The sequence below is a fragment of the Nigerium massiliense genome (assembly GCF_000826085.1).
GTDB lineage: Bacteria > Actinomycetota > Actinomycetes > Propionibacteriales > Propionibacteriaceae > Propioniciclava > Propioniciclava massiliense.
Genome location: NZ_CCYM01000003.1, coordinates 543,931 through 563,911 on the forward strand (window position 1 = coordinate 543,931; position 19,981 = coordinate 563,911).

Consider the following 19,981-nt stretch of genomic DNA (forward strand, 5'->3'; position numbering starts at 1 on the left):
CGATCCTGGACGCCGCAGCCGTGCTGTCAGCCGTCCGCGCCGTCGCGCGCGCCCTCCGCGCCATGGCCGTCGCGGCCGCGGTGGTGGTCGCGGCGTCCGGATGCGTCCGGGCGGACGTGCCGGAGGCGCCCACGTACCTCGGCCTCGACTACGGCGGCACCGGCGACCCGGCGCAGGCGCTCGACGTCTACCTGCCCGAGGGGCCCGGCCCGCACCCGACGGTGATCTTCGTCCACGGCGGGGCCTGGGCCTTCGGGAGCCGCCGCATGCCCGTGGACGCCCCGGGGGGCTACGGCGACCTGCGGCGCACCCTGCTGGGGCGGGGGTTCGCCGTGGCCAGCGTCGACTACCGGTTCCTCGACCGCGCCCTCTTTCCCGCCCAGCTGCACGATGTGAAGGCGGCCATCCGCTACCTGCGGGCGAACGCCGTCCGGCTCGACCTCGACCCGAAGCGCTTCGTCGCGATGGGCGATTCCGCCGGCGGCCACCTCGCCGAAATGGCGGGCTACGCCCGGGCGGTGCCGGAGTTGGAGGGCAGCGTCGGCGTCCCGGGTGACAGCTCGGTGGCGGCGGTGGTGAGCTACTTCGGGGTTTCCGATCTGGCCGACATCATCCAGGACCGCCGGCGCGCCCGCTGCGGCGTGCGGCCGTCGCGGAAGACCTACGAGGCGCGGCTGCTGGGCGTCGACCCGTCGACGCCGCAGGGCCGCCCGGTGGCGCTTGCGGCCAGCCCGATCACCTACGTGAGCGCCTCGTCGCCCCCGACGCTGCTCCTGCACGGGACGCGGGACTGCATCGTCCCGCTCGCGCAGTCCCAGCGTCTGCAGGAGGCTCTCGAGAAGGCCGGCGTCGACACGCAGTTGGAGCTCATCCCCATCGGCCACGCCGACCGGCGGTTCTACACGGACGCCACGCTGCGGGCGCGGCTGGTCGAGTTCCTCGACCGCGTCGCCCGCTGAGCCCCGCTCGCCGCGCCGGGCTGCCCGATCGGCTCCACGCTCGCTCGTCCGGACGCCTTCGCCGGCCTGCGCGTCCCGGGCAGCTGGAAAAGCCAGTGCATCCCGAGCGCGCGCGCCACCGACTCGAAGGTCAGCGATGCCGCAACGATCACGACGGTGGCGACGAGCGGGTAGAGCCACAGCCCGACGTGGGTCTCGAGCACGTGCCGGGGCAGGTCGTACAGCGGCCCGGACTCGGCCACGGTGAGCAGCACGAGGATCGGGTAGTGCACCACGTAGACCGAGAGCGTGTGGCGTCCGACCCAGGTGAACGTCTTCGCCGAGACCCCGCCCAGGCCTTCCATGAAGGACGCGAGCCCGAACACCGTCAGCACGCCGCCGAGGGCGCCCACGACGCCGATGACGAAACCGACCAGGTCGCCGCCCCGGGTGTCCCACACCTGGGGCTCCGCGGCCATCTCGACCGCGAGCGCCAACTGGCCCAGCAGGCTCGCGAACACCACGGAGGCGCCGCCCAGCACGGCCAGCCCGGGGCGGCGTCCCACACGCGGCCAGAGGCGGTGGGCGTAGGCGCCGATCACGAAGTAGACGAACAGCTCCGGGATCCGGACCCACAGGCCCTGATCCGTGCTGAGGGTGACCCCCGCGACGGCGGAGACGCCGAGCGCGCCGGCGAGGACGACGAAGCGGGGCAACCGGTGCACGGCCGCGAGGACCAGCGTGTACCAGACGAGCGCGGCCAGGAACCACAGGGTGCTGTACGGAATCAGAAGCTCGCCGAAGAACGCCTCGGGGCGGACCGCCTGCGCGACGTCTTGGGCTCCGAGCGTCACCGTGACCCCGGCGTAGACGGCGAGCCAGAGCACGTAGAGGTAGGCGTTCGCGCCGATGCGCCGCCAGGTCTTTCGCTTGCCGAGGCCCAACGAGACGGTCTTGGCCGCCAGCCACCCGGACAGCACCAGCAGGGCTGGCATCCGGATCGCGCCGAGCACCGCGTTGACGTTCTCCCACAGGCCGGGGGCCCGGCTGTCGATCCCATCGGTGAGCGGCAGGTACTGGTACTGGATGACGTGGAACAGCACGACCATCACGACGACGACGCCGCGGGCCAGGTCGAGCCAGCCGATGCGCGAGCCGCCGCCCAGACCGGTCGGCGGGGTCGCGGGAATGGTGCGCTCGGCCAGGGTCTGGGTCGCTGTGGGGCTCACGATAGGGCGGTCTCCGTCAGGGTCGTCTGAGTCGGGACTGATTGAAATCAGTCACATTCTAACCCAGGCACCCTGTGAATCAGCTTTCACCCGCCTGGAGGTTGGCTAGCACCTCGTCCAGGTCGTCCGGTTTCACCAGCACCTCGCGCGGCTTCGAGCCCTCGGAGGGCCCCACGATCGCGCGGGTCTCGAGGATGTCCATGAGGCGTCCGGCCTTGGCGAAACCGACCCGCAGCTTGCGCTGCAGCATCGACGTCGAGCCAAGCTGAAGGTTGACGACCAGCTGCGCCGCCTCGAGCACGAGCTCGAGGTCGTCGCCGATGTCCTCGGCGACCTTGGTGGTTTCCTGCGGCGCCGTGACGTCCTCGCGGAACTGCGGCGACATCTGCTCGCTGACGTGCTTGACGACCTGGCGGATCTCCTGCTCGGTCACCCACGAGCCCTGGACGCGCATGGGCTTGCTCTGCCCCATCGGCAGGAACAACCCGTCGCCCTGGCCGACGAGCTTCTCGGCGCCGGGCTGGTCGAGGATGACGCGGCTGTCGGTCATGGACGACGTCGCGAACGCCAGCCGGGACGGGACGTTGGCCTTGATCAGGCCGGTGACGACGTCGGTGGACGGCCGTTGCGTCGCCAGCACCAGGTGGATGCCTGCCGCGCGGGCCAGCTGGGTGATGCGGACGATCGAGTCCTCGACGTCGCGCGGCGCGACCATCATCAGGTCGGCGAGCTCGTCCACGATCACCAGCAGGTAGGGGTACGGCGCCAGGACGCGCTCGGAACCGGGTGGCAGCTGCACCTGGCCGGCGCGCACCGCCTTGTTGAAGTCGTCGATGTGCCGGAAGCCGAAGGTGGCCAGGTCGTCGTAGCGCTGGTCCATCTCGCGGCACACCCACTGGAGCGCCTCGGCCGCCTTCCTCGGGTTCGTGATGATCGGGGTGACCAGGTGCGGGATGCCCTCGTAGTGGGTCAGCTCGACGCGCTTGGGGTCGACCAGCATCATGCGCACCTCGTCGGGCGTGGATCGCATCATCACCGAGGTGATCAGGGAGTTCACGAACGACGACTTGCCCGATCCGGTGGCTCCCGCGACGAGCAGGTGCGGCATCTTGGCCATGTTCGCCACGACGTAGCCGCCCTCGACGTCCTTGCCCAGACCGACCGTCAGGGGGTGGTGGTCGTTGCGGGCCCGGTTGCTGCGCAGCACGTCGCCGAGGGAGACGATCTCCTTGTCGGTGTTCGGGATCTCGATGCCGATCGCGGACTTGCCGGGGATCGGGCTGAGGATGCGGACGTCGGCGGACGCCACGGCGTAGGCGATGTTCTTGCCCAGCGCCGTGACCTTCTCGACCTTGACGGCGTTGCCGAGCTCCACCTCGTAGCGGGTGACCGTCGGGCCCCGGGTGTAGCCCGTGACGGTGGCGTCGATGTCGAACTGGGCGAACACCTCGCCGAGGCGTCCCACCACCGCGTCGGACGCCTCCGAGCGCGCCTTGGGCGCGGTGCCGGCCTTCAGCATCCCCGCGTCGGGCAGGACGTACTGGACGTCGCCGGACAGCGTCAGCTGTTCCGCGCGAAGCGGCTCGCGGCTGTGCTCGGGCGGCTGCAGGTCCTTGGGTTGCTCCACCTGGACGTCGGCCGGGGCCTTGCCGGCGGTGACGGGCTCTTTCGATCCCTTCGCGCCGTGCTCGCGCTCGGACGCATCGTGGTCGTAGAACTGGTCCGGTTCCTCGTCGGCGGGCTCGTCGTCGACCTGCGACTCGATCACCAGCGGGCTGTCGTAGGCCTGGTCGACGCCGTACTCCAACTCCTTGCGCGGCGGCGGCGTGATCGCGGTGCGGACGCGGCCGAGCAGCACCGGCACCTGCTGCAGCGGGATGCCGGCGATCACCAAAACGCTGAACAACGCGAGCAGGGCGAGCGCGGGGGCGGCGACCCAGACGGTCGCCAGATCGGTGAGGAAACTGGACGAGATGTAGCCGAGCATGCCGCCGGCCTCGCGCAGCGCGGGGTCCTGCGGACCCGGCATCCCGCGGGAGATGTTCACCAGGCCGAGGATGCCCAGCATGAACGCCGACCAGCCGACGAGTTGACGCCCGGCGGGGCCGTTCGCGTCCGGGTCGCGCAACGTCCGCCAGGCCATCCCCAGGGCGAACAGGGGGATCGCGTAGCTCGCGGCGCCGAACACCGTCGACACCACGAGCCGCAGGAACTCCCCCACGGGCCCAGGCAGCGCGAACCAGAAGGCCAGCATCACCAGGAGGCCGACGATCACCAGCGTCAGGCCGGCGCCGTCGCGGCGATCCTCCGGCGGGACGTCGCGACGGGCGCCGATGCTGCGCACCGCCCCGCCGGTACCCGCGGCGAGCGCACCCCACAGCGCGCCGATCGCGCGGCCCAGGCCGTCCACGAGCGCGACAAAGACGCCCCGCGACTGCTGGGAGCGGGACGAAGTCTTCTTGTTCCTTCCCGTCGCGCGCGAAGACGAGGACCGGGACGATCCGCTGCTGCGGGACGTCGAGGCTCGGCTCCGGGCGGGGGAAGACGCACGGGTCGCCATGCCCGCCAGACTAGCCCAGACGGGACCCGCTGCCGGAAAACCCACGCCGGGGTCGACCAGGCCGTGCGGGTCAGAAGTGCCGCCAGCCCCCGTCGCCGGACCAGGGCTCGCCGTCCACGAGGACTTGCGGCTCGCCGTCGGGCTCGCTGACGCGCCCGATCACCGTCCAGCCCTCCGGCACGTCCGCCGCCGCGAAGGTGGCCAGCAGCGCGTGGTCGTCCCCGCCGCCGAGGATGTAGCCCATCGGGTCTCCCCCGCCGATCGCCGCCGCGACCGTGCGCTGCGGCTCGGAGACCTCGAGGTCCGCGGTGTCGAGGTCGATGGTGACCCCGGACGCCCGGGCGACGTGGCCCAGGTCTGCGACGAGACCGTCGGAGCAGTCGATCATGGCGGACGCCCCAGCGACGGCGGCCACCGCGCCCTGGCCGTAGGGCGGCTCGGGGACGCGGTGCGCACGCACGACGGCGCCCGGCGACCGGAAGCCGCGGCTCAGGACCGCCAGCCCCGCGGCGGCCATGCCCAGCCGGCCGATGTAGGCGACCACGTCCCCAGGACGTGCCCCGCTGCGCAGGACGGGCGGGCGTCCTTTCTGGTCTCCGAAGACGGTGCAGACGATGCCGATCTTGTCGCCGCGGGTGACGTCGCCGCCGAGCAGCACCGCACCGCACAGCGCGGCCTCCTCCTTCACGCCCCGGCTCGCGTCGGTCACCCACGCGGCCTCCAGGTCGGCGGGGACGGACAGGCTGACGACCAGGCCGAGCGGTGTGGCACCCATGGCCTCGACGTCGGCCATCGCGGACGCCACTGCCTTGCGCCCGACGTCGTGCGCGGACGACCAGTTCCGGCGGAAGTGGACCTCCTCGATCATCGCGTCGGTGGAGACGGCGACGTCGCCGCGGGGCGAGAACACCGCGCAGTCGTCGCCGGGACCGACCGACACGGTCGCCGGCATGGTCAGCCCGGACACGATCGTCGAGATGAGGCCGAACTCCCCCAGCGACGAGACCGACTCGGCCATCAGCGCAGCCCGAGCGGCCGCGAGACCGCGAGCAAGATCAGCTCGGCGATCAGGTCCGCGTACGGGATGCCGCTCTGCGCCCACAGACTCGGGTACATCGAGGTGCGGGTGAAGCCGGGCATCGTGTTGAGCTCGTTGACGAAGAGCGACCCGTCAGGCAGGACGAACAGGTCGACCCGGGCCAGGCCCTCCGCGCCCATCGCCGTGAACGTGGCCCCGGCGATCTTCTGCAGGCGGGCCAGCAGGTCGGCGTCCACCTCGGCGGGAACGTGGAGGGTGACGACCTCGTCCTTCGGCGTGTACTTGGCCACGAAGTCGTAGAAGCCGCTCGCGGTGTGCATGGCGATCTCGCCCGCGACCGACACACGGGGCGGCGCGCCATCGCGGGAGCCCAGCACGGCGAGCTCGACCTCGCGTGCGCCGACGAAGCCCTCCTCGACGATCACCTTCGGGTCGAAGCGCAGCGCCTCCTCGACCGCGGCGACCAGGTCCTCGGGGGTCTCGGCGCGCGAGATGCCCATGCTGGAGCCGCCGCGGGCGGGCTTGACGTAGACGGGGTAGCTCAGCTCGTCGGCGGCCTCCCGGCACCCGGCCTGGTCGCGCTGCCAGCGTGCCTGGGTGACCGTGATCCACGGGCACACCGGCAGCCCCGCGCCGGCGAGCTGGCGCTTCATCAGGTCCTTGTCCATGCTGTTCGCGCTCGCCGCGACGCCGGAGCCGACATAGCGCACGCCGAACATCTCGAACAGGCCTTGGATCGTGCCGTCCTCGCCGAACGGGCCGTGCAGAAGGGCGAACGCGACGTCGAAGTCGCGCACGTTGACGAGGCTGTCGCCGTCCAGGGTGGCGACGCGACCGGTGCCCTCGCCGCCGTGCCGCAGCAGGACCGCCTCGTCGCGCTCCTCGCCGAGCCGCGGCAGCGTGCCGTCGACGATGTCGAAGGCCTTCATCTCGTCGGTGGTGACCTGCACCCAGCGCCCGGTGGGCGTGATGCCGATCCCGACGACCTCGAAGGCGTCCTCGTCGATGGCGCGCATGACGCCGCCGGCTGTCAGGCAGGACACGTCGTGCTCGGAGCTGACGCCGCCGAAGATTATCGCGACGCGGACGCGTCCGGCTGAGGGCATGGGTACTCCGTTCGCTGCGAGCCCGCACCTCGCGGGCGACTGCTGCCGACACCCTACTGCCGGGCCGCGTCCGGCACGCGGCACGGCGCGGGCTACGATCGGCCCATGCCTGAACCCGTCGAGGACGCCGCCGGCCCTGTGCGCTACGCGACGGTGGGGCGTCCAACGGACGGCGGCTGGCACGCGGTGGACGACGCCGGCCGCCCGCTTCAGATCGGCCGTGCGGACGTGACCGTTCGCGACCTGCACGCCGGCCAGCGGGTGGTCATCGACGCCGACGGCGTCCGGATCCCCTGAGCGAACCGCGCCCGGTCCACCGACTCGGACGCCCAAGCGCGCGCGTCCGAGGAGCTACCCGTCCCGTCCGTCCGGCGGCTCGTCGATCCCGGCGGCGCGGCGCGACCGCTCGTCCCAGACCGGCTCGACCCCCGCGGTCGCGGGACCGTGACCGCGGCGGTAGACCATGATCGTCCGCTCGAACGTGATCACGATGACGCCCTCAGCGTTGTAGCCGATCGTCCGCACGACGACGATGCCGACGTCCGGGTGCGACGCCGACTCCCGGACGCTCAGCACCTCGGTCTGCGAGTAGATGGTGTCGCCCTCGAAGACGGGGTTGGGCAGCCGCACCCGGTCCCAGCCGAGGTTGGCCATCACGTGCTGGGAGATGTCGCTGACGCTCTGGCCCGTGACCAGCGCGAGCGTGAAGGTGGAGTCGACGAGGGGGCGTCCCCACGCGGTCTGCCCGGCGTAGTGCGCGTCGAAGTGCACCGGGTTCGTGTTCTGGGTCAGCAGCGTCAGCCAGCTGTTGTCGGTCGAGAGGACGGTGCGTCCGAGCGGATGGCGGTAGACGTCCCCCACGGCGAAGTCCTCGAAGTAGCGGCCGTCCCAGCCCGGCACGACGCGGTCGTCGCTCATGGTCCTCCTTCAACCCGTCGCCCCGCACAGGCACTGCTGCGCGGGTCCCCTGCGTAGCCTCCGCCTCGGCTCCCCGGCAGGCCGGAAGCGAAGACCCGGCGCCGTGGGGCACCGGTCTCAGCGTGGCACGGGGTGGCTCAGCTGGCCACCCGCACGGGGAGCGTCGTGGGCTTGAACGACGGCCGGGTCGCCTCGTAGGCGGCGATCTCGTCCTCGTGCTGCAGCGTCAGGCCGATGTCGTCCAGGCCGTTGAGCAGGCGGTGGGCGGTGTAGTCGTCCAGGGAGAAGGGCCACGACCGGTCACCGGCGGTGATGGTGCGCTCCTCGAGGTCGACGGTCAGCTCGGTGCCGGCGTTCGCCTCGATCAGGGACCACAGCTCGTCGACGACGGCTTGGTCGACGGTCGCGATGAGCAAACCGGCCTTGCCGGCGTTGCCCCGGAAGATGTCGCCGAAGCGGCTGCCGATCACGACCTTGAAGCCGTAGTTCTGCAGCGCCCACACGGCGTGCTCGCGCGAGCTGCCGGTGCCGAAGTCGGGGCCGGCGATAAGCACCGAACCGTTGCGGTAGGCGTCCTGGTTGAGGATGAATTCCGGGTCCTTGCGCCAGGCGGCGAACAAGCCGTCCTCGAAGCCGGTACGGGTGACGCGCTTGAGGTAGACGGCCGGGATGATCTGGTCTGTGTCGACGTTGCTGCGGCGCAGCGGCACGGCGACGCCGGTGTGCTGGGTGAACTTCTCCATGGTCACTTCTCCTCGAGGTCGGAGGGCGAGCTGAGGGTGCCGCGCACGGCGGTGGCCGCGGCGACGGCGGGCGAGACGAGGTGGGTGCGGCCACCCTTGCCCTGGCGTCCCTCGAAGTTGCGGTTGGAGGTGGAGGCCGAGCGCTCCCCCGGCTTGAGCTGGTCGGGGTTCATGCCCAGGCACATCGAGCAGCCGGCCTCGCGCCAGTCGGCGCCGGCCTCGGTGAACACCGTGTCGAGGCCCTCGTCCATGGCCTGACGACGCACCCGCGCCGACCCCGGGACCACCATCATGCGGACGCCGTCGGCGACCTTGTGGCCCTTCAGCACGGACGCCGCGAGCCGCAGGTCCTCGATGCGGCCGTTGGTGCAGGACCCGAGGAAGACCGTGTCGACGGCGACCTCGCGCAGCGGCGTCCCGGCCGCCAGATCCATGTACTCCAGCGCGCGCCGGGCGGCGGTCCGGTCGGCCTCGTCGGAGAAGTCGTCGGGGCTCGGCACCTCGTCGCCCAGCCCGACGCCCTGGCCGGGGTTGGTGCCCCAGGTGACGAACGGGGTGAGTGCGGAGGCGTCCAGGTCGACCTCGGCGTCGAAGACCGCGTCGGGGTCGCTGTAGAGGGTCTTCCAGTAGGCGACCGCGGCGTCCCAGTCGGCGCCCTGCGGCGCGTTCGGGCGTCCCTGGATGTAGTCGAACGTCGTCTGGTCGGGAGCCACCATGCCGGCCTTGGCTCCCCACTCGATCGACATGTTGCAGATGGTCATGCGGCCCTCCATCGACATGTTCTCGATGGTGTCGCCGCGGTACTCCACGATGTAGCCCTGGCCGCCGCCCGTGCCGACCTTGGCGATGAGCGCGAGGACGACGTCCTTGGGGGTGACGTCCTCGCCGAGTTCGCCGGTGACGTTGACGGCCATCCGCTTGAGCTTGGCCTGCTGCAGCGTCTGGGTTGCCAGCACGTGCTCGACCTCGGACGTGCCGATGCCGAACGCCAGCGCGCCGAACGCTCCGTGGGTGGCGGTGTGGGAGTCGCCGCACACGATCGTCATGCCGGGCTGGGTCAGGCCGAGCTGCGGGCCGATGATGTGCACGATGCCCTGGTCGGGGTCGCCGAGGCTGTGGATCGGGACGCCGAACTCCTGCGCGTTCTTGCGCAGGGTGTTGACCTGGAGCCGGCTCACCGGGTCGGCGATCGGGAGACCGATGTTCTCGGTGGGCGTGTTGTGATCTTCGGTGGCGAGCGTCAGGTCGGGACGGCGCACGGGGCGCCCCGCGAGGCGGAGCCCGTCGAAGGCCTGGGGGCTGGTGACCTCGTGCACAAGGTGAAGGTCGATGTAGAGAAGGTCGGGTGCACCTTCAACACTGCGGACCACATGGTCGCGCCATACCTTGTCGCTGAGGGTCTGGCCCATCGTCATTCCTCCTTCTGGGACGGTGCCGCGCGAAACGGGATACCGTGGCGGCGACGATCAGGGCCCATTATGGGCTTGCATGTCACGATCCGAGACGGCAATATCAAAGTATGGACAGTTCAAGTGGAGTGGGCGTTCTCGACAAGGCAGCCCTCGTACTCAGCGCCCTCGAACAGGGCCCCACCACCCTGGCCGGGCTGGTCAGCTCGACCGGCCTCGCCCGTCCTACGGCGCACCGGCTCGCGGTGGCCTTGGAGCACCACCGGCTGGTCAGCCGCGACCTGCAGGGCCGGTTCGTGCTCGGCCCGCGCCTCACCGAGTTGGCCGCCGCCGCCGGCGAGGATCGCCTGCTCGCGACCGCCGGCCCCGTCCTCAACCGGCTGCGCGATATCACCGGCGAGTCCGCGCAACTGTTTCGGCGCCAGGGCGACCAGCGCGTCTGCGCCGCCGCGGCCGAGCGCCCCTCGGGCCTGCGCGACACCATCCCGGTCGGCTCGCAGCTCACGATGGGGGCGGGATCGGCGGCGCAGGTGCTGCTCGCCTGGGAAGACCCCGAGCGCCTCCAACGCGGCCTGTCGGCGTCCTCGTTCTCCGCCGTGGCCCTGGCCACCGTCCGCCGCCGCGGCTGGGCCCAGTCCGTCGCCGAGCGCGAGGCGGGCGTCGCGTCCGTCTCGGCGCCGGTGCGCTCCCCCTCCGGCAAGGTCATCGCGGCGGTGTCGGTCTCCGGACCGATCGAGCGCCTCTCGCGCCAGCCCGGACGCCTGCACGCCCCCGCGGTGATGGCCGCGGCCGACCGCCTCTCCGAGGTCCTGCGCCGCAGCGGCACCGAGGGCTGACGGCCCGCGCTGCGCAACGACGACCGCCGCCCGAGAAGTCCGGGCGGCGGTCGTCTGCGTTCGGGTCCTTGCGCCCCGGGCGGGTGTCAGAAGTTCTTGCTGGCCTGCCCCTTCCTGGCCACGTAGCTGACGGTGTGCACGACCTTGCCTCTCCCGTCGCGCAGGGTCGCGGTGTCCTTGTCGTTGTTCCAGATGTACCAGGAGCTGTTGAAGTACTGCGTGGACTGGGACGCCGTGCCCCGCCCTGTGCGGACGACCACCTTCGCCCTGGCCGCGAGCGTGAAGGTGCCGAACCGGAATGTGTGACCGACCTTGTCCTTGAGCGTCCAGCCGGTGAGGGTCTGCGGCCGGGCGGTGGTGTTGGTGAGGGTGACGTACTCGGCGTTGAGGCTGGCGTTCCCGCCGCGATCGCTGCCGGGCGAGTCGAAGTAGATCGTGGAGACCTTGACCGTGGGGGCGGCGGCCTGGGCGGACGCCGCGGGGACGATGGCGCCGCCCGCGGCGAGCGCCGTTGCGAGGACGGCGCTGACAAACACATTTATGCGCATATAACAACGATAGGTAACGGATTCGTCACGGCGCAAGCGACGGGCGGGCGTGGCGCGCGAAGAAGCCCCCCGGGGTGCCTTAACGAAAGATCGGCCCGGCGACTTTCGTCGACCGGACCGCGTTCGCTGGTAGCCCCGACGGGATTCGAACCCGCGCTACCGCCTTGAGAGGGCGGCGTGCTAGGCCGCTACACAACGGGGCCCTAGCTGCACCGAAACGGTGCTTGAGAAGATTACCAAACACCCTCGTGCCTAGCGAATCGACTCAGCAGGGGTACTAGGACTCGAACCTAGACTAACGGTACCAGAAACCGGCGGGCTGCCAATTACCCCATACCCCTTGGATGTGCGCCGGAGACCGGCCACACGTGCCGCTGACCACCGGCCAGCGAGGTAAGACTCTACCCGACGGACGCCGCCCGGCTCAAACTGAGCGGCCCTCGGCGCGCCACGCGGCGTCCTCAGCGCCGCGTTCGTGCGGGCGTCCCCGGCCGTACGGTGCGGGTCTGCACGCGCAGCCGTCGGGCGAGGAGCAGCGCCGCGAGCGTGAACAGGCCGAACAGAACGAGGTCGCCGGCGGCGTCCAGCGGGCCGATGCTCTGCAGGCCCTTCACCTGCGCGATCCCGATCGTCAGCCCGGCGAGCAGGAAGGCCAGGATGTTGTTGACAACGTGCGCGGCGATGCCCGCCTCCAGGCCGCCGGTCCGGACGGCCAGGTAGCCCGCCAGCACCCCGAACGCGAACCGGTCCAGGAACAGCCAGGGGTTCTGAACGCCGTGGAACAGCGCGAAGATCAGCGCCGACGCCCCGATGCCGAACCAGTGGTTCGGCACCAGCGCGCCGAGCGACTGCATCAGGTAGCCGCGGAAGAACAACTCCTCCGCGGCCGCCTGCAGCGGCGAGGTGAGCAGGCAGGCGAGCATGAACCAGGCCAGTCCGGGCTGCGGGCTCGGGTGAAAACCCTGGGTCGACAAGGACGTCTGCACGACCAGCACCACCGCGAACACCACCAGCGCCACCGCAAGCATCCGTCCGAGCAGCCCCCAGCGCATCCCCGGGCGCACCGACAACAGGTAGCCCGGTCGCACCCGGTGCACGAACAGCACCAGCGCCAGCGAGATGGGAATCAGCGTCGCGATGCCCAGTTGCACCGCCGACATGCCGAACGGCACCTGGTACGTGGTGAGCTGACGATACGTCTCCTCGAACGTGCCCGGCGCCCCGGTGGCCCGCCAGTAGAGCCACGCGAGCGCGGGCGTCACGACGCCGGCGGCCAGCACGTAGGTCACGACGCCGAGCGCCACGCCGATCACCGACATCACCGGGGACGCCTGCGGGGTGCGCAGGACCCCGGTGTACTCGGCTCCGTCCGGCACCTGCTCCGTCGCGAACGTCTCCAGGGCGGATGCCACGCTCAGGCGTCCTGAGCCACGACCGGGTTCGACAGGCGGCCGATCTGCTCGATCTCGACGTTCACGCGGTCGCCAGGCTCGATGCGTCCGACGCCGGCCGGGGTGCCGGTCAGGATGACGTCTCCGGGCAGCAGGGTGGTGAAGCTCGAGACGAACGCCACCAGCTCCGCGACGCCGTGCACCAGCAGCGACGTCGTGGAGCGCTGCCGCTCGAGCACCTGACCGCCGCGATTGACGGTGACGACGAGTTCGAGATCGGCGGCCTCCTCCAGGGAGAGGTGGGTGACGATCCACGGGCCCAGCGGGCAGAACGTGTCGAAGCCCTTGGCGCGTCCCCACTGCTTGTCGCGCTCCTGCAGGTCGCGAGCGCTGACGTCGTTGGCGCAGGTGTAGCCGAAGATGACCTCGGCGGCACGCTCGACCGGGACGTCCTTGCAGATACGGCCGATGACGACGGCGAGCTCGCCCTCGTGGTCGACGGCGTTCGACGCCGTGGGCAGGATGATCGGCTCGCCGTCCCCGATGACGGACGTGTTGGGCTTCAGGAACGTCATCGGTTCGCCGGGCACCTCGTTGCCGAACTCCTCGGCGTGGGCGACGTAGTTGCGCCCGATCGCGACGATCTTGCTGCGCGGGATGACGGGCGCGACGAGGCGGACGTCGTCCAGGTGCAGCCGCTCCCCCGTGTAGTTCACCGGACCGACGAGCGGGTCACCGTTGAGGACATTGATGGTGTCAGGATGATCACCGTTGTCGGCGGCGAGTTCCACCGCACCGAAGGCCGGATTGTCGCCGGCCACGAACCGAGCAATACGCATGGGCTCCACGCTACCGGCACACCGGGGACCGGGCGCGACCGCACCGCTCCCCCCTCTGCCATACTCGGCGCCATGAGCAGCTTCGACGCGGTGGACCTGATCCGGACCAAGCGGGACGGCGGAACGCTCTCGGATGAGGAGATCCGCTGGCTGATCGGGGCGTACACCGACGGCGTCGTCGGGGACGAGCAGATGGCCGCGATGGCGATGGCGATCTTCTTCAACGGTCTCGACGACCGCGAGCTGCCCACCTGGACGACGGCGATGATCGAGACCGGCGACCGCATGGACTTCTCCCCGCTCACCCGGCCCACCGCCGACAAGCACTCCACCGGCGGCGTCGGGGACAAGATCACGCTGCCCCTGGCCCCCCTTGTGGCGGCCTGCGGCGTCGCTGTGCCGCAGCTGTCCGGACGCGGGCTCGGCCACACCGGCGGGACGCTCGACAAGCTGGAGGCCATCCCCGGCTGGCGCGCGGCGCTGTCGAACGAGGAGATGCTCCGCCAACTCGAGGACGTTGGCGCCGTCATCTGCGCCGCCGGCAGCGGCCTGGCGCCCGCGGACAAGAAGCTCTACGCGCTGCGCGACGTGACCGGCACGGTCGAGGCGATCCCGCTCATCGCGTCCTCGATCATGAGCAAGAAGATCGCCGAGGGGACGTCCGCGCTGGTGCTGGACGTGAAGACCGGCTCGGGGGCGTTCATGAAGACGCGCGAACGGTCGCGGCAGCTCGCCGAGACGATGGTGGCGCTGGGCACCGACGCCGGCGTGAAGACGTCCGCCCTGATCACGGACATGAACGCCCCACTGGGACGCTCCGCGGGCAACGCTTGCGAGGTCGCCGAGTCGGTCGAGGTGCTCGCCGGCGGCGGGCCGGCGGACGTGGTCGAGCTCACCCTCGCCCTCGCCCACGAGATGCTCGCGGCCGCCGGGGTGGAGGCAGACCCGGAGAAGGCGCTGGCGTCCGGCAGGGCCATGGACGTCTGGCGCGCGATGATCGCCGCCCAGGACGGCGACCCGGACGCCCCGCTGCCGCAGGCGAAGCACACCGAGACCGTCGCCGCAGAGTCGGACGGCTGGATCTCCGGCATGGACGCCATGGCCGTCGGGGTGGCGTCCTGGCGGCTCGGCGCGGGTCGGGGCCGCAAAGAGGATCCGGTGCAGGCGGCCGCGGGCGTCACGTGGAGCGCCGGCGTCGGCGAGCGGGTCAGCGCGGGCCAGCCGCTGTTCACGCTGCACACCGACACCCCCGAGCGCTTCGAGCGGGCCAAGGAGGCCCTGGCCGGGGCGGTCGAGATCGCGTCCCACAGGGCCGAGCGAGGATCCGTCGTGCTGGACCGCGTCGGCTGACGCGCGCTCTCCGCGTGCGCGGCTAGGTGGCCAGCTTCACGTAGCTACCGCCCCAGAACAGGAACCCGCGCAGGATGAGGGTGCCGTTGGAGCCGTCCCCGCGCGCCTCCCTCTTCACGTCGTTGCCGGCCATGACGGCCACGGACTCGTCCCTGACGAGGACGCCCTCGGGAACCAGGATGGTGTGGCCGGCCATGATCGCGGTCAGGTCCAGGGTGACGACCACCCCGGGACCCATCGCGTGGGACAGGTCGATGGTGTCACCGCCCCAGAGGGCGAAGTTCTTGAACGTCGAGGTGCCCGGCGCGACGACGACCTCCTTGCCGCTCATGAACGTGATCGCGGGGAGCGACTCGTTGTAGGGAACCGGCTGCGATGCCGAGCCCCGCCCGGCCGCCACGGGCATCGCGGGCGACGTCGCCACGAGTTCCTGCCCCTCCGGCAGGTCGTCGATCAGGGCGGCGAACTCGTCGGCATAGCGCGCCGCCAGCGCCCGATCCTGACGCTCGTTCAGTTCGTCGAAGGTGAGGCGTCCGGCGCCGTGCGCCTCGTGCAGGACATTGAGGACGCGGTCGCGGTCGACGTCACCGATGCGCAGGCGCTTGTGGGGGTGATCGCTGGGCATGGACGGAGTCTACCGACCCCTGGTCCGCGTCCGCTTCCGGAAACAGATGCGCCGGGGATCGCGTCTCGGGACGGCGCCCCGGCGGGTCCTCCTCGGACCGGCGCGTCAGGGACGCGGGGGTGTCGCGCCCGGCGGCTGCGACCGCTCCAGATAGCGGCGCTGTTGTCGCTCGTCCCAGCCGGTCGGGTAGCGGGCCTTGAGGGAGCCGAGGGAACCGTGCCCGCGCACCATGATCTGCGGATTCCCCTGCTGGGCGCGGGTGGTCACCTCGTTCTTGACCGAGCCCATGCCCTTGACGTAGCGGTCCAGGTCGACCCCCCAGCCGCCAGGCACGACGAGCACGCAGTCCCCCGCCCCGCCCTGGACGACGATGTCGATGACCAGCGAGACCGGCGTCGCGTGGCAGAAGTTGAGCTTCACGTCGGCCGCGACCGCGTTCACCTCGAGGAACGGCGGGACGTCCCAGCGGCCCAGGCGCTTCTCGTTCTCCCACCGCGCGGTGAGGACGAGCGGGTCCTCCCACGAGTACCCCGGCCCCAGGCTCGGACGCCGCGTCTGCGGCACCAGCATCTCGTCCAGCGGGCCGCGCGGGACGAGGTCGGCGAGCACGGCGTGCAGGTCGCCGCGGGTCTTCGCCGACAGCGCCTCCTCGACGCGGCCATCCAGCTCGTCCATCGTGAGTCGGCCTTGGGCGGCGGCCTCCTGCAGCACCGAGACAGCCTGGTCGCGCTCGGCGTGCCCGATGCGGATGTGCGGACCGTCAGGCGTGCTCATCGGCTCCTCCTCGGGGCGGTGGGACTCGAGCCTAGATCACCCTGCCAGCAGACCCCACCGGTAGGCGTCCGCGAGCGCCTCCCAGGACGCCTCGATGACGTTCGTGCCGACGCCGACCGTCGTCCACCGGCGTTCGCCATCGGTGACGTCGATGTGGGCCCGGACGATGGCATCGGTGCCGTGCTCCTGCTCGAGGATGCGGACGCGGTAATCGACCAGTTCGTAGCCCGCCACCTCCGGGTGGGAGGTCGCCACGGCTGTCCGTAGGGCCTGGTCGAGGGCGTTCAGCGGGCCCTCGCCCTCGCCGGCGAAGGTTCCCGACGTCCCGTCGCGATTGGTCAGCGTGACGATGGCCTCGGACTCCTCGTTGCGGCCGCCCGCCTCACCGCCCGTCCACACGCGCCAGCGCTCGACCTCGAAGTCGTCGTCCAGTTGGCCGAGCTCGTCGCGCAGCAGCAGTTCGAAGGACGCATCGGCCGACTCGTACGAGTACCCCTCCATCTCGCGCGCCTTGACCGTGTCGGTGATGCGGGCGGCGAGTTCGCGGTCCTCGAGGTCGTAGCCGAGGGTCGCGCCCTTGATCTGGATGTTCGCCCGGCCGGCCATGTCGGAGACCAGCATGCGCATGTCGTTGCCGACCAGCTGCGGGTCGATGTGCTGGTAGAGGTTTTCGTCGACCCGGATGGCGGACGCGTGCAGGCCGGCCTTGTGCGCGAACGCCGACTGCCCGACGTACGGCTGGCGTCCGTTCAGCGGCACGTGGGTGATGCCCGCGACGCCGTTGGCCACGGCTGTCGCGCGGGCGAGTTCCTGCGGCGGCAGGATCGACCAGCCGTACTTGAGCTGCAGGTTCGCGACCACCGTGATCAGGTCGGCGTTGCCGGTGCGCTCGCCGTGGCCGTTGATCGTGCCCTGCACGTGCATCGCGCCGGCGTCGACCGCGGCGAGCGTGTTGGCGACCGCACAGCCGGTGTCGTTGTGGCAATGGATGCCGAGATCGACGCCGACCTCGCCGGCCGCGCCGACGACCTCCCCCATCCAGGCGGGCAGCATCCCGCCGTTGGTGTCGCACAGGACGACGACCTCGGCCCCGGCGTCCGCCGCCGTCCGGACCACGCCGAGCGCGTAGGTGGGGTTGGCGCGGTAGCCGTCGAAGAAGTGCTCGCAATCGACGAAGACGCGCCGCCCCTCGCGGGTGAGGAACGTGACCGTGTCGCGCACCATCTCGAGGTTCTCGGCCAGCGTGGTGCGCAGCGCGCGCTCGACGTGCTGGTCGTGGCTCTTGGCCACCAGCGTGACGACGGGCGTCTGCGCGTCCACCAGGGCCCGGGTCAACGGGTCGCTGGACGCCTTCCCGCCGGCCTTGCGCGTCGATCCGAAGGCGACGAGCTGGGCGTTGTGGAGGGCGAGGTCGCCCTGGGCGGCCGCCGCGAAGAACGCGGTGTCGTTGGGGTTGGCGCCGGGCCAGCCGCCCTCGATGAACGTGACCCCGAAGTCGTCCAGCGCCCGGGCGATGCGCAGCTTGTCCGAGACGGTCGGCCGCAGGCCCTCCTGCTGGGCCCCGTCACGCAGGGTCGTGTCGTAGACGTGGAACACGTCGGGGGCAACGGTCATCGTGGTCAAGAGAATCGTCCTTCATCGCCGGGGCCGCGCGGAGCGCTTCGCCCACTCTGCGTCGTCTCACCCGTCGCGCGAGAAAGTCTCATCCTGCGAGAGAACGCTCCCGTCGCGCCGGGCGCCGCCGCCATCCGGGCCCGTCGATTCGGCGGTCCGAACGTGCTAGAAACGACCCATGGCTGAAACTCTTCTCAAGGGCTCCCAGGTCCACACCTCCGGCGACCTCCCCAAGGTCGGCGACAAGGCCCCCGAGTTCACCCTCGCGGGCACCGATCTCTCCGACGTCACCAGCTCCGACTTCGCCGGCAAGCGCGTCGTGCTGAACATCTTCCCGAGCGTCGACACCGGCGTGTGCGCGACCAGCGTGCGCCGGTTCAACGAACTCGCCGCCGGCCTCGACAACACCGCCGTGGTCTGCGTCTCGGCCGACCTCCCGTTCGCCCTCGACCGCTTCTGCGGCGCCGAAGGCATCGAGAACGTGACGACCGCCTCGTCGTTCCGGTCCTCCTTCTCCGACGACTACGGCACCCGCCTTGTCGACAGCCCGATGGCCGGGCTGAACGCGCGCTCGGTGGTCGTGGCCGACACCGACGGCACCGTCATCTACACCGAGCTGGTGCCCGAGATCACCCAGGAACCCGACTACGACTCCGCGATCGCCGCGCTGAAGTGACCACGGCCTGCCCCCAGGGCAGGGCATCGACCGGCGGGGGCGACCGAGTGTCGTCCCCGCCGTTGTTCACTCGTCCGCCGATCGGGCAGGAATCGCGCCTCCCGCCCCCGCCGTTGTTCACTCGTCCGCCGATCGGGCAGGAATCGCGCCTCCCCGTGGCGTCGCCGCCGTCCGGGCGACGGGATCCGGCAAGATGGAGAAGCATGCATAGCCCGGCGGTAACCCGGGTGGACGATGAATCGCGAGGAGGTCTGGATGCCGGACGACTTGGCTGACCGCATCAGCGAAGGCGCGGTAGCGGTCCTGGAGCTGGTGCCGGGCGAGAAGAGGTTCGTCGATCTGACCCGCCACGTGCTGCGCGGCGGAGCCGAGCGCTTCCGGCCGGTCCTGCTGCCGGACGAGCCCGTCCGCTACCTGGTGCCCGTCGGCGTCCCGGGCAAGAAGCTCGACTTCGGCACCCTCCTCGTCCAGCGCAGCCGCGTCTCGCTGGTCTGGCGCACCGACCCGGCGCGCCCCTACCATGCGGTCATCTGCACGCTGTCGGATCGCACGACGGTCTCCCAGACCGCCGTCGTCGTGCGCGGCGAGACCTGGGGGCGCTTCGATATGCGCGACGACACCGCTTCCATGACGTTCCTCGTCCCGCCGGTGGCGACGCCGGGGCTGCCCCGCGCGCTGCATGAAGCGCTGATCGACGAACCCGACAGCCGCGTCGCCCGGTTCGCCACCGCCCCGCTGGCCCCCTCGATCACCACGGACCCGGGGCCGGACGACGCCGGCTTCCTCGACGAGCGGCACCGCCGGGCCGACCCGGACTCGGCCGCGCCCACCGAGATCATCCCCGCCTCCGCAGACGTCGAGGCGCGCCCCGTCGAGCCCGACGCGTCGCAGGCACAGGCCTCCGTGCGGGCGGCCGGCGAGCGGCAGGACACCGCCCGGCCCGAGGCCGCCGAACGTCCGGACGCAGCTCAGTGCGAGGCGGCGACGCAGGTGCTGCCGTCCGCGACCCGCGGCCGCGTGGAGTCGACCTCGGACGCGCCGGACTGGTCGCGGGAGGCGTCCGAGCAGGACGAGCGCGCCGATCTCGGCGATTCCGAGGGCGCCGGCGCCACGCAGGTGCTGCCCCTGGTGACGGACCGCGGCCCGGCCGAGTCGGTCGTCCCGCCGCCGCGTGAACCCCGCGCCGCACGCCGGTCCCAGGAGCCGGCGAGCGCCCCGGCGCGGCGCAGCGAAGCCTCCGAAATCGACCCGGGCGAGAAGCGTGGGAAGTCGCTGCTCGGCCCCGACACTACCCGCGGTTTCATCGTCGGCCTGCTGGCGACGTTGTTGGTCGGCGCGGTGTTCCTGGTTCTCCAGCTGCTCGGCGGCTGACGCACCTCCAGGAGG

At 71.3% G+C, this 19,981-nt stretch carries 19 protein-coding genes and 2 tRNA genes; 6 read left to right on the forward strand and 15 right to left on the reverse strand.

Annotation, left to right across the window (positions count from 1 at the left end; genetic code table 11):
- The first annotated feature begins 20 nt into the window (after nucleotides 1-20).
- Nucleotides 21-959, forward strand: coding sequence for an alpha/beta hydrolase (locus BN1187_RS08930; protein ID WP_052462543.1), 939 nt, complete (start codon nucleotides 21-23; stop codon nucleotides 957-959).
- On the opposite strand, the gene BN1187_RS08935 is transcribed toward BN1187_RS08930, so the two are convergent.
- The 4 genes from BN1187_RS08935 to BN1187_RS08950 form a co-directional block, all read right to left on the reverse strand.
- Nucleotides 899-2,167: an acyltransferase family protein gene (locus BN1187_RS08935; protein WP_040160972.1), complete on the reverse strand. Its 1,269-nt coding sequence runs from the start codon at nucleotides 2,165-2,167 to the stop codon at nucleotides 899-901. The two genes, BN1187_RS08930 and BN1187_RS08935, sit on opposite strands and share 61 nt — an antisense overlap.
- A 79-nt stretch (nucleotides 2,168-2,246) precedes the next feature.
- Nucleotides 2,247-4,727, reverse strand: a complete 2,481-nt coding sequence (locus tag BN1187_RS08940; RefSeq protein WP_173424975.1) for an FtsK/SpoIIIE family DNA translocase — start codon at nucleotides 4,725-4,727, stop codon at nucleotides 2,247-2,249.
- Nucleotides 4,728-4,797: 70 nt separating this feature from the next.
- On the reverse strand, nucleotides 4,798-5,745 hold the full coding sequence (locus BN1187_RS08945) for a thiamine-phosphate kinase (RefSeq protein WP_040160974.1): 948 nt from the start codon (nucleotides 5,743-5,745) through the stop codon (nucleotides 4,798-4,800).
- Nucleotides 5,745-6,872 (reverse strand): D-alanine--D-alanine ligase family protein, encoded by a 1,128-nt coding sequence (locus tag BN1187_RS08950; RefSeq protein WP_040160976.1) that lies wholly within the window; start codon nucleotides 6,870-6,872, stop codon nucleotides 5,745-5,747. The genes BN1187_RS08945 and BN1187_RS08950 overlap by 1 nt, the downstream gene beginning before the upstream one ends.
- Before the next feature lie 105 nt (nucleotides 6,873-6,977).
- On the opposite strand from BN1187_RS08950, the gene BN1187_RS08955 reads away from it, so the two are divergent.
- Nucleotides 6,978-7,169 carry a hypothetical protein gene (locus BN1187_RS08955; RefSeq protein ID WP_040160978.1) on the forward strand — a complete coding sequence of 64 codons (192 nt, stop codon included), beginning with the start codon at nucleotides 6,978-6,980 and terminating at the stop codon, nucleotides 7,167-7,169.
- Between the two features lie 54 nt (nucleotides 7,170-7,223).
- Here BN1187_RS08955 and BN1187_RS08960 read toward each other — a convergent pair whose 3' ends face one another.
- The 3 genes from BN1187_RS08960 to leuC all read right to left on the reverse strand — a co-directional run bounded on the left by BN1187_RS08960 (nucleotide 7,224) and on the right by leuC (nucleotide 9,942).
- Nucleotides 7,224-7,790: a MaoC family dehydratase gene (locus tag BN1187_RS08960; protein ID WP_040160980.1), complete on the reverse strand. Its 567-nt coding sequence runs from the start codon at nucleotides 7,788-7,790 to the stop codon at nucleotides 7,224-7,226.
- 137 nt (nucleotides 7,791-7,927) lie between these two features.
- Nucleotides 7,928-8,533, reverse strand: coding sequence for a 3-isopropylmalate dehydratase small subunit (gene leuD, locus BN1187_RS08965; protein WP_040160982.1), 606 nt, complete (start codon nucleotides 8,531-8,533; stop codon nucleotides 7,928-7,930).
- A 2-nt stretch (nucleotides 8,534-8,535) separates the two neighbouring features.
- On the reverse strand, nucleotides 8,536-9,942 hold the full coding sequence (gene leuC, locus BN1187_RS08970) for a 3-isopropylmalate dehydratase large subunit (RefSeq protein ID WP_040162776.1): 1,407 nt from the start codon (nucleotides 9,940-9,942) through the stop codon (nucleotides 8,536-8,538).
- Nucleotides 9,943-10,052: 110 nt separating this feature from the next.
- Between leuC and BN1187_RS08975 the strand changes: the two genes are divergently transcribed.
- Nucleotides 10,053-10,778 carry an IclR family transcriptional regulator gene (locus tag BN1187_RS08975; protein ID WP_040160983.1) on the forward strand — a complete coding sequence of 242 codons (726 nt, stop codon included), beginning with the start codon at nucleotides 10,053-10,055 and terminating at the stop codon, nucleotides 10,776-10,778.
- Nucleotides 10,779-10,864: 86 nt separating this feature from the next.
- On the opposite strand, the gene BN1187_RS08980 is transcribed toward BN1187_RS08975, so the two are convergent.
- The 5 genes from BN1187_RS08980 to BN1187_RS09000 form a co-directional block, all read right to left on the reverse strand.
- Nucleotides 10,865-11,326 carry a lamin tail domain-containing protein gene (locus tag BN1187_RS08980; RefSeq protein WP_040160985.1) on the reverse strand — a complete coding sequence of 154 codons (462 nt, stop codon included), beginning with the start codon at nucleotides 11,324-11,326 and terminating at the stop codon, nucleotides 10,865-10,867.
- 127 nt (nucleotides 11,327-11,453) lie between these two features.
- Nucleotides 11,454-11,529 (reverse strand) — tRNA-Glu (locus tag BN1187_RS08985).
- A gap of 66 nt (nucleotides 11,530-11,595) precedes the next feature.
- A tRNA-Gln gene (locus BN1187_RS08990) sits at nucleotides 11,596-11,667 on the reverse strand.
- A gap of 120 nt (nucleotides 11,668-11,787) precedes the next feature.
- On the reverse strand, nucleotides 11,788-12,738 hold the full coding sequence (locus BN1187_RS08995) for a CPBP family intramembrane glutamic endopeptidase (protein WP_052462544.1): 951 nt from the start codon (nucleotides 12,736-12,738) through the stop codon (nucleotides 11,788-11,790).
- A gap of 2 nt (nucleotides 12,739-12,740) precedes the next feature.
- Nucleotides 12,741-13,556, reverse strand: a complete 816-nt coding sequence (locus BN1187_RS09000) for a fumarylacetoacetate hydrolase family protein (RefSeq protein ID WP_040160987.1) — start codon at nucleotides 13,554-13,556, stop codon at nucleotides 12,741-12,743.
- A gap of 72 nt (nucleotides 13,557-13,628) precedes the next feature.
- Here BN1187_RS09000 and BN1187_RS09005 point away from each other — a divergent pair, with 72 nt between their 5' ends.
- Entirely contained in the window at nucleotides 13,629-14,906 is a 1,278-nt protein-coding gene (locus tag BN1187_RS09005) for a thymidine phosphorylase (RefSeq protein ID WP_040160989.1), read from the forward strand.
- 22 nt (nucleotides 14,907-14,928) lie between these two features.
- Here the strand turns inward: BN1187_RS09005 and BN1187_RS09010 are convergent, their stop codons facing one another.
- The 3 genes from BN1187_RS09010 to cimA all read right to left on the reverse strand — a co-directional run bounded on the left by BN1187_RS09010 (nucleotide 14,929) and on the right by cimA (nucleotide 17,919).
- Nucleotides 14,929-15,531: a DUF1707 SHOCT-like domain-containing protein gene (locus BN1187_RS09010; protein WP_040160991.1), complete on the reverse strand. Its 603-nt coding sequence runs from the start codon at nucleotides 15,529-15,531 to the stop codon at nucleotides 14,929-14,931.
- A gap of 105 nt (nucleotides 15,532-15,636) precedes the next feature.
- A complete protein-coding gene (locus BN1187_RS09015) occupies nucleotides 15,637-16,305 on the reverse strand; it encodes a DUF1707 SHOCT-like domain-containing protein (protein ID WP_040160993.1) in 669 nt (222 codons plus the stop codon).
- Between the two features lie 36 nt (nucleotides 16,306-16,341).
- The gene (gene cimA, locus BN1187_RS09020; protein ID WP_040160995.1) at nucleotides 16,342-17,919 is read right to left on the reverse strand and encodes a citramalate synthase; all 1,578 of its coding nucleotides are present in this window, start codon (nucleotides 17,917-17,919) and stop codon (nucleotides 16,342-16,344) included.
- A 178-nt stretch (nucleotides 17,920-18,097) separates the two neighbouring features.
- Between cimA and tpx the strand changes: the two genes are divergently transcribed.
- Nucleotides 18,098-18,595 carry a thiol peroxidase gene (gene tpx, locus BN1187_RS09025; RefSeq protein WP_040160997.1) on the forward strand — a complete coding sequence of 166 codons (498 nt, stop codon included), beginning with the start codon at nucleotides 18,098-18,100 and terminating at the stop codon, nucleotides 18,593-18,595.
- A 255-nt stretch (nucleotides 18,596-18,850) separates the two neighbouring features.
- Nucleotides 18,851-19,966: a hypothetical protein gene (locus BN1187_RS09030; RefSeq protein ID WP_147675103.1), complete on the forward strand. Its 1,116-nt coding sequence runs from the start codon at nucleotides 18,851-18,853 to the stop codon at nucleotides 19,964-19,966.
- Nucleotides 19,967-19,981: the final 15 nt, after the last annotated feature.